The sequence below is a fragment of the Streptomyces sp. NPDC059452 genome, from assembly GCF_042750035.1.
Lineage (GTDB): Bacteria > Actinomycetota > Actinomycetes > Streptomycetales > Streptomycetaceae > Streptomyces.
In genome coordinates this window covers 15,475-27,534 of the sequence record NZ_JBHYVE010000022.1, presented here as the reverse complement: position 1 = coordinate 27,534, position 12,060 = coordinate 15,475, and the positions used below count along the sequence as shown (strand labels likewise).

13 protein-coding genes are annotated in these 12,060 nt (G+C 73.2%); 8 read left to right on the top strand and 5 right to left on the bottom strand.

What is annotated here, in order from left to right; genetic code table 11:
- Positions 1-4 precede the first annotated feature (4 nt).
- Together ACFW9Z_RS26215 and ACFW9Z_RS26210 are read right to left on the bottom strand one after the other, a co-directional pair.
- Positions 5-208: a hypothetical protein gene (locus ACFW9Z_RS26215; protein ID WP_384645008.1), complete on the bottom strand. Its 204-nt coding sequence runs from the start codon at positions 206-208 to the stop codon at positions 5-7.
- A 61-nt stretch (positions 209-269) separates the two neighbouring features.
- Positions 270-566: a DUF2087 domain-containing protein gene (locus ACFW9Z_RS26210; protein ID WP_384645007.1), complete on the bottom strand. Its 297-nt coding sequence runs from the start codon at positions 564-566 to the stop codon at positions 270-272.
- Between the two features lie 385 nt (positions 567-951).
- Between ACFW9Z_RS26210 and ACFW9Z_RS26205 the strand changes: the two genes are divergently transcribed.
- Complete coding sequence (locus ACFW9Z_RS26205) at positions 952-1,878, top strand: nitroreductase/quinone reductase family protein (protein WP_384645006.1); 927 nt, start codon at positions 952-954, stop codon at positions 1,876-1,878.
- Between the two features lie 7 nt (positions 1,879-1,885).
- Here ACFW9Z_RS26205 and ACFW9Z_RS26200 read toward each other — a convergent pair whose 3' ends face one another.
- The 3 genes from ACFW9Z_RS26200 to ACFW9Z_RS26190 form a co-directional block, all read right to left on the bottom strand.
- A complete protein-coding gene (locus tag ACFW9Z_RS26200; RefSeq protein WP_384645005.1) occupies positions 1,886-2,842 on the bottom strand; it encodes an ABC transporter substrate-binding protein in 957 nt (318 codons plus the stop codon).
- Positions 2,839-3,510: an ABC transporter permease gene (locus ACFW9Z_RS26195; RefSeq protein ID WP_384645004.1), complete on the bottom strand. Its 672-nt coding sequence runs from the start codon at positions 3,508-3,510 to the stop codon at positions 2,839-2,841. The genes ACFW9Z_RS26200 and ACFW9Z_RS26195 overlap by 4 nt, the downstream gene beginning before the upstream one ends.
- 85 nt (positions 3,511-3,595) lie before the next feature.
- On the bottom strand, positions 3,596-4,273 hold the full coding sequence (locus ACFW9Z_RS26190; protein ID WP_384645003.1) for an ABC transporter permease: 678 nt from the start codon (positions 4,271-4,273) through the stop codon (positions 3,596-3,598).
- 266 nt (positions 4,274-4,539) lie between these two features.
- Here ACFW9Z_RS26190 and ACFW9Z_RS26185 point away from each other — a divergent pair, with 266 nt between their 5' ends.
- The 7 genes from ACFW9Z_RS26185 (at position 4,540) to ACFW9Z_RS26155 (ending at position 12,058) form a co-directional block, all read left to right on the top strand.
- Positions 4,540-5,460, top strand: coding sequence for a thermonuclease family protein (locus ACFW9Z_RS26185; protein ID WP_384645002.1), 921 nt, complete (start codon positions 4,540-4,542; stop codon positions 5,458-5,460).
- Between the two features lie 123 nt (positions 5,461-5,583).
- Positions 5,584-5,949, top strand: a complete 366-nt coding sequence (locus tag ACFW9Z_RS26180) for a VOC family protein (protein WP_384645109.1) — start codon at positions 5,584-5,586, stop codon at positions 5,947-5,949.
- 249 nt (positions 5,950-6,198) lie between these two features.
- Complete coding sequence (locus tag ACFW9Z_RS26175) at positions 6,199-7,335, top strand: hypothetical protein (protein ID WP_384645001.1); 1,137 nt, start codon at positions 6,199-6,201, stop codon at positions 7,333-7,335.
- The gene (locus ACFW9Z_RS26170) at positions 7,332-8,381 is read left to right on the top strand and encodes a polyprenyl synthetase family protein (RefSeq protein ID WP_384645000.1); all 1,050 of its coding nucleotides are present in this window, start codon (positions 7,332-7,334) and stop codon (positions 8,379-8,381) included. The genes ACFW9Z_RS26175 and ACFW9Z_RS26170 overlap by 4 nt, the downstream gene beginning before the upstream one ends.
- Before the next feature lie 67 nt (positions 8,382-8,448).
- On the top strand, positions 8,449-9,051 hold the full coding sequence (locus tag ACFW9Z_RS26165; protein WP_384644999.1) for an isochorismatase family protein: 603 nt from the start codon (positions 8,449-8,451) through the stop codon (positions 9,049-9,051).
- A 329-nt stretch (positions 9,052-9,380) separates the two neighbouring features.
- Positions 9,381-10,556, top strand: coding sequence for a glycosyltransferase (locus ACFW9Z_RS26160; protein WP_384644998.1), 1,176 nt, complete (start codon positions 9,381-9,383; stop codon positions 10,554-10,556).
- Positions 10,553-12,058, top strand: coding sequence for a sugar transferase (locus tag ACFW9Z_RS26155; RefSeq protein ID WP_384644997.1), 1,506 nt, complete (start codon positions 10,553-10,555; stop codon positions 12,056-12,058). Before ACFW9Z_RS26160 ends, ACFW9Z_RS26155 begins: the two co-directional genes overlap by 4 nt.
- Positions 12,059-12,060: the final 2 nt, after the last annotated feature.

The following is a 12,060-nucleotide window of genomic DNA, read 5'->3' as shown; positions in this document are numbered from 1 at the left end:
CTGGTCAGTTGAACAGCGCACGGGCGATCGCGCCGAACACGCGCCCCACCGCCCCCAGCGCACCGGCCTCCACGGCGACCTCCGCCACGTCGACTCCGACGTCGGCCGCATCGGCGCCGTGCTCCTTCAGCCGGCATCGGCGGCACTCGCCCCCTCGCAGCCGGGCCCGTTTCTTGCAGCGCTTGCACTTCTTGCGCAGAATCCCCATGGGGGAAGGATCTCACCCCGGGCCGCAGGGGCGGGAGGTCACCTGGGCGCGGGGCGGGAGATCACCTGCCGCGCCGGTAGCTGCTGCCGTCCCGGGGGCGGACCAGCAGTCCGGCGACGACCAGGTGGCGGCGCAGCGCGGAGCAGTCCTCGTGGACGGTGAGCAGCGCCTCGTTGACCTCCCGCTCGGTGTACGAACGGTCCCGCTCGAACAGCGTCTCGGCGAGGTGAACCAGCAACTGCTCCAGCCGGGCCTGCTTGCGCGGGATCGTGACCAGTCGGCCGTGCGCGAAGAGGGTGGCGACCTGGTGCATTCGGGGGACGGACTGCTGCTGCGGAAGGGTCTGCTGTTCAGGCATGGGCCCGAGCGTCCCAGGCTCCGGACGGGCGGGCAACGCGTTTTCCGCGCGCCGGAAGCACGTCGAGGACTCTGGGAGAGCAGGTCGGGGGCGGGCGGGAAGAACTGAGGGCTCGCGTTGACAGCACGGGACACTCTCGCTCTAATGGTCCGCGTGCAGCGTGACGTCGGCCAAAGAGATCCGGGCCGGCCGACGGTCAAGCCAGCACCTTCTTTCAGGGACGACGTGATGAGTCCACTCACCGCCCGCTGCTTCTGACGCCCGACGCCCTCGCGACTGCGCGTGCCGCCGCTCCGGCCGCACCCGCGCACCGCGCCGCGCCGTGCCTTTCCACACTTCCCCACTTCTTCGCTTCTTCACTTCTTCCGGGAGACCCAGAACACCCATGCCCTCTGCCTTCCAGCAGTCCGTCATCGATGAGTTCCGTGCCAACGCGGGGAAGGTCGGCGGCCCCTTCGCCGGCTCCGACCTCCTCCTGCTGACCACCACCGGCGCCCGCACCGGGCAGCCGCACACCACCCCGCTCGGCCATGTCCGGGACGGTGACCGGCTGTTGGTCGTCGGCTCCAACCTCGGCGCGCCGCGCCACCCCGCCTGGTACCACAACCTCCTGGCCCACCCCGCCGTCCAAGTGGAGCTGGGTGAACAGGAGTTCCAGACCATCGCCGTACCCGCCGAAGGGCCCGCGCGCGACGAGCTGTTCGCCCGGGTGGTGGCCGAGGCCCCCGGGTACGCGGAGTACCAGGCGGCGACCGAACGGAAACTGCCGGTCGTGGTCCTGCGACTCCCCGACCCGCAGACCTCACCGGCCCCCGAGATCACCTCCCTGGCCGACAAGCTCACCGAGGTACACACCTGGCTGCGCGGCCAACTGGCCCAGGTGCACGCGGAGACGGAAGCCCACTTCGCCACCCGCGCCGCCCACCGGGGCGCGGGCGCACCGCCCCCGCCCGGCCTCGGTCTCCAGATCCGGCAGCGCTGCCTGGCGTTCTGCCAGGCGCTGAAGTTCCACCACACGGGCGAGGACGGCCATGTGTTCCCGGTGATGGAGGGGTACCACCCCCACCTGCGCCCCGCCCTCGACCGGCTCCGGGACGAACACCGGTCCATCGCGGCCGTACAGTCGGCGCTCGCGGCACTGCTGGCCGACGTCACCATCGCCGAACCGGACCGATTCCGCACCGAACTGGCCAGGATGACGGAGCAGTTGACCGCCCACCTCGACTACGAGGAGGCCGAGATCCTGCCCCTGCTGTCGGACGTCCCCTGGCCGCCGCCTGCACCGGCACCGGCACCGGCACCGGCACCTTAGGACCCTGTCAGCCCTTCGGGATCAGCTTATTCGACTCCAGGTAGGTGCGTGCGACGTCCTCGGGGAGCCTGCGCCAGCTGTCAACCTGTTCGTTCATGGACGCAAGGTCGGCGGTGGTCAGGACGGTGTTGAGCCCGCCGAGGGCGTCGCGCACCCCGTCGCTTCCGGCCCGGGCGCGGTTGACGACGGGGACCACGTAGTCGGCGTTCTGGAGCTTCTTGTCGTCCGCCAGGAGAACCAGCCCGAACCGGTCGAGCGTGGCGTCGGTCGTGGTGGTCAGCACCATCTGGTCCTGACCGTTCTGGACGGCTTGCTTGGCCTGGGTGGTGCCGACGCCCTTCGGGTCGACGGCGACGATGTCGATACCGTACGTCTTGCGCAACCCGGGTGCACAGTAAGGCCGTTGTACGCATTCGTCGCCCGCCGCGAGCCGCACCGGGAGCTTCGCCCGGCCGAGGTCGCTGAGGGTCTTCAGGCCGTGCTCCTTCGCATAGGAGGCGGCGACCGCGAAGGCGTTCTGGTCGACGGCCCGGCCGGGGTCGAGCACGGTGAGCCCGCGCGGGGCGGCCAGGGCGCGCAGCGCCTTCATGGTGGCGGCGAGGTCGGGCGATCCGACGGGGTCGGCGTCGGCCCCGTTGGCCTTGGCGTTCAGCCAGTCGGCGAAGGTCGCCGCGTACTCCGGTACGACATCGATCTGGCCGCTCTCCAGGGCGGGTTCGTAGATCTCGCGGTTGGTCACGGAGATGATGTCGGTGGCGTATCCGGCGCGCTCCAGGAGCAGGGCGTACATCTGGGCCAGCAGATCGCTCTCGGTGAATCCGGCCGATCCGATGGTCAGTTCCCTGCTGTCGCCGGGCGGTGCGGTGACCTCGCCCTGGTTCTCCAGGCTGGGGCCCGTGGTGCAGGCGGTGGCGGCGAGCAGAACAAGCGCGGCGAGGGTCCGGCGGGCGCGGGCGGGGCTCATGTGGCCTCCCGCCCCCGGCTGGGCGCCATGCGCTGCCCCGCCTCGAAAAGGCTCTCGACGAGGAGGGCGAAGACCGCCACCAGGATCGCCCCGGCCACCACCTGTGGGGTGGAGGCGAGGTTGAATCCCGCAGTGATGATCCGGCCGAGACCGCCGCCGCCGGCCAGGGCGGCGAGGGTGGCGGTGGCGACCAGTTGGACGGCGGCGATCCGGACGCCCGTGACGATCAGCGGGAGGGCCAGCGGCAGTTCGACGCTCCACAGCATCTGACGGCCGGTCATACCCATCCCCCGGGCTGCCCGCACGACGTCCCGGTCGACCTCGCGCATCCCCACGTAGGCGTTGGTGAGCAGCGGCGGCACGGCGAAGAGGACGAGGGCGATGATCGTCGACCACTGGCCGTACGTGCCCACGGGGGTGAGCAGCAGCAGGACGAGGACGGCGAAGGTGGGCACGGCCCGGCCGATGTTGGAGATGTTGACGGCGAGCGCGCCGCCCTTGCCGAGATGACCGAGGACCAGCGCGACGGGCAGGGCGATCAGGCAGCTGATGAACAGGCAGACGACGGTGAGGAAGAGGTGTTCGCCGAGCCGGTTCCAGATCCCGTCGGGGCCGGACCAATGGGCGGCGGTGGTGAGCCAGGACCAGGTGCCGGAGAGCATGTTCATGCCCGCCTCCTCTTCTGCGGCGGCTTCATGCCCGCCTCCGCGTACAGAGCCGTCCGCATGCTCGCCTCCGCGTACGGAGCCGTCCTCATCCCCGCCTCCGCGTCCAGGGGGTCAGCAGCCGCTGCGCTCCCAGGAGGAGCAGGTCGGCGGCGACGGCGATGACGACGCAGAGGACGGAGGCGGTCAGCACCTGGGCCTTGAAGTAGGTGTTCATCCCGGAGTAGATGAGGTTGCCGAGCCCTCCGTAGCCGACGATCGCCCCCACCGTGACGAGGGAGACGGCGGAGACGGTGGCGATCCGCAGTCCGGCCATGGCGGCGGGCAGGGCGAGCGGGAGCTCCACGGCGAGCAGCAGACGCAGCGGCCCGTACCCCATACCGCGCGCGGCCTGCCGGGTCTCCTCGGGGACGGCCCGCAGCCCGGCGAGGATGTTGCGGACGAGCAGGGTCAGTGAGTAGAGGACGAGCCCCGTGACGACGAGCGCGGCGGAGAGTCCGTACACCGGCAGCAGCAGCGAGAACATGGCGAGCGACGGGATGGTGTAGAGGACCGTCGTCAGCCCCAGCACGGGACCGGCGGCCCAGCGCCAGCGGCGGGCGGCGAGGGCCAGCGGGACGGCGAGCGCGAGCCCGATGAGGACGGCCAGGGCGGTGAGCTGGAGGTGCTGGAGGGCAGCGTCCCAGAGGATCTCCCGGCGGCTGGAGAGGTAGGCGCCGCAGATCCACTCGTTGCGTGCGAGGCAGTCGTCCGGGGGTGCCGTCACCCGTCCATTCCAGCGCGGCCGGGGGCTCCCCGCCCTTCCTGTTCGCCCGTACGGGCCCCGGTACCGGCACGGGTGGACGGCAGCTCGCCGGAAGGCGGCCGGGCAGGGGCGGTGCTGTACTGGATGGGCAGTGTGTTCCACACCCTCCGGAGGGCTCCATGTGCCCTTCTCCGCCGCCTGACCCGAACGCCTGGCGCAACCAGCCCTGGCGATCCCGCTCGGATCCGCGCGATCCCGGCGGGCCCGGGCGCTTCCGGCATCCCTGGATGGTCGCGGTCCTGGTGATCCTCGGTCTTCTGGTGGGGCTGGGCGGATTCGGGGCGCTGCTCGAAAGAGGCCAGGAGCGCACCTCCGGCACGGCCGCGCCGACGGAGACCGCCACGCCCCCGCCGTCCGACGAACCTGATGACGGCTCACCCGCGGCTTCGGCGAAACCGTCCGCCGAGCCACCCGTCGAGCCGTCCGACGCCCCTGTGGCCACGCCGACCACACCAGCGACAGCGGCAACACCGACGAAGCCGACCGCGAAGCCGTCGACCACGAAGCCCAAGCCGCCCTCCAAGGCTCCGCCGGGCGTGGTGGTGCTGCGCATCATCGACGGAGACACCCTGGAAGTGCGTGGCGACGGCAAGGTCCTGCCGAAGGGCACCGTGTCCCGGGTGCGCCTGCTGGAGATCGACGCCCCGGAGCGCGGTGCCTGTTTCGCCGATGACGCCACCGACCGCACGGCCGAGCTCCTGCCTCCGGGCAGCCGCATCCGCGCCGAACGCGACGCCGAACTCACCGACCGCTACGACCGGTACCTGCTGTACGTGTGGAACGAGAAGGGCACCTTCGTCAACGAGTCCCTTGTCCGCAGCGGGCACGCCGAGGCGGTCCTCCACCCGCCCAACGACAAGCACTGGAACAGGATCTCCGACGCCGAGGACGCCGCCCGGCAGACCGGAGCGGGCCTGTGGAGCGCCTGCCCCGAGCCGCCGAAGACCTCCGCCCCTCCCCCGGACCCGCCCGACCCGCCTGCTTCACGTGCCCCGGACACCCCGGCGCGCCCGGACCTTCCGCCCGGGCCTCCCGCCGGTGTCCCCGATGTGGACTGCTCGGACCTGCCAGGCCCGGTGCGGGTCGGCCCCGACGACCCGCACCGCCTCGACCGGGACGGTGACGGTATCGGCTGCAATGCCAACTGACCCGCTGTCGTGGGCCCCGGGCGGCGCTGCGCGGGCCGATCCGTCGCCGTACGGTGGGAAGGAGCGTGCGTGCGCCTCCCCGCACGGCGCGTGCAGCCCCCGCAGAGATGGCAGGTGCCCGTGATGGCCGGTGAGATCTCCTTCTTCGAGCTCGGGGTGGACGATCCCGAGAAGGCCAGGACGTTCTACGGGGCACTGTTCGGGTGGAACTTCGAGCCGGGCCCCTCGGGCGAGGGCGGCTACGCGATCGGGACGCCCAGCGGGCAGGGCGGCGTCCATGGCGGTGACCCGGGGGCCGGACCGTACCTCTTCTTCCGGGTCGACGACCTGGATGCCGCGGTGGCGCAGGTGCGTGAACTGGGCGGCAGTGTGACCGATGACGACCCCGGCGAGGACGAGGCGTCGGCCGCGCGGTTCGGGCGGTTCCGGCTCTGCCGCGACGACCAGGGCTCCCCCTTCGGCCTGCACGAACCGCCGCGCGTCGGCTGACACCTCGGGCGTCCGGTGACGCCCTTTCGGTTACGCCCGGGGGATGTTCCGGAGAACGTCCTGCGCGGTACGAGCAACCCTGGGCGCCCCGGTTCCGTCTTGATCACTGACAGAACGGTTCGCCGCGCGGAACGAGCGGCGGCCGCCCCCACCTGTACCGGGCTCGGAGAACCGGTCCACTATGCGCTTCATGTATACATGGCGCGTATAGTGGTTCGGCGCGAGTCCGGCATCGCGCGGAAGGCACCCATGCAGACCAAGGCACTGGCGCCCGAGTACCAGGGCGCGCTCACCAAGATGTCGGTGAACGCCTCCCTCACCGACGTACTGGCCGAGGGCATCCGGCACCTCAAACAGGCCGAGCTCTCCGGCTCCCAGGAGGAGGTGGCGCGGACGGGGCTCGCGGTGGCCGAGGCGCACCGCCGGCTGGGGCAGGTCGAGGAAGCGGACCGGGCCTGGAAAGCGAGCTACCGGGCCGCGCGTTCGGCCGGGGCCACGGGGGCGATGGCCTGGGCGCTGTGGAGCGGGGGGACGCTGGCGCGTCAACGGGGTTCGCTGCGCCTCGCGTTCCGGCTGCTGGGGCTCGCCGCCGAGCTGGGCAAGCGCGGCGGGGACGTGGTCGCGCGCGGCTACTCGCTCGCCGGACTCGCCGAGACCGGGCGCATCCAGGGCGACTACGCGACGGTCGCCACCCTGCACGAGCAGTTGCTCGCCGAGGCCCGCGCCCGGGGCGAGGCGCGCCACACGGTGTGGGCCCTCGAAGGCATCGCGCAGATCCACCGCAACACCGGGCAGCTCGACTCGGCCCTGGAGATGTTCGAGGAGGCGGCGGTCCTCGCGGGCGACGCCGACGACCGGCGGGGCCGGGCCTGGGCCCTGCGCGGCATCGCTGACATCGTTTCCCTGCGGGACGGGGCGACGGAACGCGCGCTCGGCCTGCTCGCCGAGGCCGAGGTGACCTGCCGGGAGATGAAGCTCTCCAGCGCGCTCGCCTACAACCACAAGATGCGCGCCAACGTGCTTTTCCGCGCCGGGCGGTACGGGGAGGCGCGCGCGGTCTACGAGGAGGCGCTCGCCGAGTTCCGCGCGATGACCGAGCCCCGGGGCGAGGCCCTGGCAGCCCTGGGCCTGGTCAAGGCCCGCGCCCGACTCGGCCGCGACCGCGCGGCCACCGTCGCGGAGCTGGACGAGCTCCGGGGCAGGCTGAGCCGGATCGGACTGCTCAACGCCCGGGAGATGGTGGAGAAGGCGTACGCGGAGCTGGGGGTGGCACCGGTCGCGGAGCGCGCCGCCTCCGCCCCCTCCGCCACCCACAAGGAGGCTCCGCCGACGGCCGCCCCCGGCACCGGACCGGTCGCCGCCCACCAGGAGGCCGAGGCCCGATGACGTTGTCAACGACCCGTCAGGCGGCCGCGCCGCAGATACTGGACCGGTGCCGCGCGCTGGTCCGGCCCGCGCTGGTGGAGTCGGTGCGGCGGCTGCACCCCTGGCACGCCGAGACGGCCGCCTTCTCGCTGGGGTGGAGCGGGGTCGACGGTGAGCCGGTGCCCGGTTCGCAGGGCAAGGGGGTGCGGCAGGCGCTCGCGGTGCTCGGTGCGGAGGCCGCCGGGGGCAGCGGCCCGGACGGGGTCGCCGGGGCGGTCGCCGTCGAGCTGGTGCACACCTTCTCCCTCATCCACGACGACATCATGGACGGCGACGAGACCCGGCGCCGCCGCCCGACCGTGTGGAAGGCGTACGGCACCGGGCCCGCGGTTCTGGCCGGGGACGCCCTGTTCGCGCTGGCCGTACGGACGCTGGCGGAGGTCCCCGGGCCCACCGGAGCCGCGGCGGTGCGCCATCTGTCGGGGGCGCTGGGCGATCTGGTGCACGGTCAGGCGCAGGACCTGCTCTTCGAGTCCCGGCCCTGGACCGGGCCCGAGGCGGTCCTGCCGCGCGAGTACCGGGCGATGGCCACGCAGAAGACGGGCTCCCTGCTCGGCTGCGCGGCCGCGCTGGGCGCGCTGCTGGCCGGGGCCCCGGCGGCCACGGCCGGGGCGCTGGACCGGGCGGGGCGCCATCTCGGCGTGGCGTTCCAGGCGGTGGACGACCTGCTGGGCATCTGGGGCGATCCGCAGATCACGGGGAAGCCGGTCCACAGCGATCTGCGGCGGCTCAAGAAGACCTTCCCGGTCCTGGCCGCCCTGGCGTCCGGCCGGCCGGCGGCCCAGCGGCTGGAGGCCCTCCTCACCGGGCCGGGCCCGCTCGACGGTGCCGCGCTGCGCCGGGCGGCCGAGCTGGTCGACGAGGCGGGTGGGCGCCGGGCCACGGTCACCGAGGCCCGGGACCACCTGCGGGCCGCCCGCATCTGCCTGGACGGGGTGGAGCTCGCCGAGGGCGCACGGGGTGACCTGCTCACCCTGATCCCCTTCCTCGTCGACCGCACCGGGTGACCCGGGGCGACGGCAGCCCCGAGGCCGTCGGCTGAAATGATGGACGCTCACGAGAACTGGAGCCGGTATGACCCCCTTTCCCGCCCCCGTACACGCACTGATCGTCGTCGACGTCCAGTCGGCCTTCGTCACGGGCGGCAACCCCGTGCCCGACGCGCCCCGGCTGCTGGACCGGGTGGACGGCCTCGTCCGCCGGGCCCGGGCCGCCGGGGCGCTCGTCGTCCACCTGCAGAACGACGGTCCGGCCGGGCAGCCCGACGAACCGCACACCCCCGGCTGGGAGTTACACCTCCCGGTCCTCGACGGCCCCACGGAGACCGTGATCCGCAAGTCCGAGGACGACGGCTTCGAGGACACCACGCTGGAGGCCGAGCTGACGGCCGCCGGGGTCCAGGCGCTCGCCGTCTGCGGGGTGATGTCGGAGATGTGCGTCCTGGCCACCGCCCGCCGGGCGCTGGAGCTGGAGTACCGGGTGGTGCTGCCGCACGACGCCCACGCCACGTACGACATCCCCGCGGCGCCGGAGATCAGTGAGACAGTTCCGGCGGCGATGGCGTCCCGGGTCGCCGAATGGGCCCTCGGTGACGAGGTGGAGATCATCGCCCGCGCCGAGGACGTCACCTTCACCGCCACCCGGGCGGCCCCCTTGAGCGACAATAGAACTGCGTGACCGTCAGATGGATGCCGCAGTGGATGGTGACGCCATCCACTGCGGCATCCGGCCGTTCGGGATATACGGCGAACAGGGTGACACCTGACCGGACCAATTCCACCGGCCCACCCCACAATTGCGCCACGAATTCTCCGCGAAAGCCCTTTCGCCGACTCATTCCGACGGGTGCGCGAAGACACGGCACGGCAGCACGGACCACCTGATCAGCCGTGTCTCCCGGGTAATCCCCGCGTGGTCGTATGAGCGAGTCACGCGCACGATTTCGCCACATGTCTGCCAAAGTGCACTTCGGCTTTACTCACCGGATTGAGCGAAGAGAGCCGTACGTGCTGCACATGCGTCGTGCCGAAGAAAGACAATTGACGGTCCTTCATTTGGTTCAGCCCGTGGACGGCGGAGTGGCCCGGGTCGTCACCGACCTCGTCCGGGCCCAGGCCGGCGCCGGGCTGCGGCCCGTGGTGGCCTGTCCGCCCGGGAGCGCGCTGGCCTCCGGGGCGGCCGCCGCGGGAGCCCAGGTCCGGGGCTGGTCCGCCACCCGCGCCCCCGGGCCCCGGCTGGCGGGCGAGGTCGCCGCCGCGCGGCGGATCGTCCGCGACTGCCGCCCGCATGTGGTGCACGCGCACAGTGCCAAGGCCGGGCTCGCGGGCCGGATCGCCGTACGGGGCAAGGTGCCCACGGTGTTCCAGCCGCACGCCTGGTCGTTCGAGGCCGTCGGCGGCCGTACCGCCGAACTGGCCCTGAACTGGGAGCGGTTCGGGGCGCGTTGGGCCGATCAGATCCTGTGCGTCAGCGAGTCCGAGCGGCGCACCGGCCAGGAGGCGGGAATCGCCGCCCGCTGGTCGGTGATCCACAACGGCATCGATCTCGACCGCTTCCGCCCCGGCGGGCAGGCCGACCGCACGGCGGCCCGGGCCTCGCTCCCCTTACTGGACGGCACGGATCCGCGGGCCCCCCTCGTCGTCTGCGTCGGCCGCCTGACCCGGCAGAAGGGCCAGGACGTCCTGCTGGCGGCCTGGCGGCTGCTGCGGGTACCGGGCGCCCGGCTGGTCCTGGTGGGCGACGGGCCCGACCGCGCGAGCCTGGAGGGCGCGGCTCCGGCCGGTGTCCTGTTCACCGGGGCGAGCGGCGATGTGCGGCCGTGGATCCACGCGGCGGACGTCGTCGTCCTGCCGTCCCGCTGGGAGGGCATGGCGCTGGCCCCGCTGGAGGCCATGGCCTGCGGCCGGGCCGTCGTGATGAGCGAGGTCAGCGGGGCGCGGGAGAGCGTGGCGCCGGGCGACGCGGACCACCTCCTCGTACCGCCCGAGGACCCGGCGGCGCTGGCCGCCGCGCTCACCGCTCTGCTGACCGATCCCGCGCTGCGCGAGGCGGTCTCCCTCCGGGCCCTGCGCCATGCCCGGGCGACGTTCGACGTCCGACGGACCGCGGGGGCGGTTGCCGGTCTCTACCAGGAACTTGTCTCCCTGTCCGGCCCCACGATGAGGAAGCGCACCGAGCGATGACGATGGAGAGTGCACCGGTACCCGGCGCCGGCCAGGCAACAGCCGTACAGGCTCACACGGTTCATCCGCCGCGAAGAAGCGGCGGCCGTACGCGGGAGCTCGGCGGTGGCCGCGCCGCCGTCCGGTTCCCGCCCGCCGCGCACCTCCTGGGTGCCGACGCGGCGGCGCTGGCCGTCACGTTCGCCCTGTGCGCCCCGGCCGGCCTGCCCCGGGCCGTGGTCGCCGCACAGGCGGTGGCACAGGTGCTGCTCCACGCCTACCGGGGCCTCTACCGGCTCGGCCTCTCCCCCTCGGTGCTCTCCGAAGTGCCCGCGCTCCTCGGTCTCGCCCTGCTCCAGTGGTACGTGACCATGCAGGTGGTCGCGGCCTGGGCGCCCAGCCACGAGTTCGGCTGGGCCGCGCTGGCGTACGCGGCGGCCGCGCAGACCGTGCTGTGCGCCACCGGGCGCGCGGTGGTGCACCGGCTCCGGCACCGGGCGGCGGTCCGCAACCCCCTCTCGACGCTGATCGTGGGCCACGGCCCGGTGGCCCACCAGGTGACGGCGGCACTCCACGACCACCCCGAGTACGGGCTGCGCCCCGTCGGCCGGGTCGCCGCCCCCGCCGCGCCCGACGCCTCCGCAGCCTCCGACGAGAAGCCCGCGGCGGCCCGGACGGACGGTGGTGTGCCGCTGCCGGTCCTGGTCACCCCGCAGGAGGTGGGCCGGGCCGTCGTGCAGAACAGTGTCCGGCACGCGGTGTTCACCGCGCCGCCCGAGGCCACCCCCGACGGTGCCGCCCTCTTCGCCCTGCTCACCGGGCACGGCTGCCGGGTGTGGCTGGTCACCGGTGACACCGCCGTCGCCGCCCGCCCCGCCGGGGGCCGCCCCGACCACCTCTGGGGGTTCGCCGCCCAGCCGCTCCTGGACGGCACGCACCGGCCCGTGAGCCACGCGGCGAAGCGGGTGATGGACGCCGTACTGGCAGGGGTCGGCCTGGTGCTGGTGTCCCCGCTGATGGCGGTGTGCGCACTGGCGGTGCGGCTCTCGGACGGTCCGGGTGTCATCTTCCGGCAGGAGCGGGTGGGGCGGCACGGCCGTCCGTTCGTCCTGCTGAAGTTCCGTACGCTGCGGCCCGCCGACCCCCAGGAGTCGGCGACCCGGTGGAACGTGGCGTCCGACGGGCGGATGAGCCGGGTCGGGCGGCTGCTGCGCCGCACCTCGCTGGACGAGCTGCCGCAGCTGTGGAACGTCCTGCGCGGCGATATGAGCCTGGTCGGCCCCCGGCCCGAACGCCCCTTCTTCGTCGACCGGTTCAGCCGCGCCCACCCCGGCTACCAGGCCCGCCACCGGATGCCCGTCGGCATCACCGGGCTCGCCCAGGTGAACGGGTTGCGCGGGGACACCTCGATCGAGGAGCGGGCCCGGTTCGACAACCACTACATCGAGACCTGGTCCCTCTGGCAGGACGCGTGCGTGCTGGCGCGGACCGCGGGCTCCTTCTTCCGGCTCGGAGGCAGCTGACC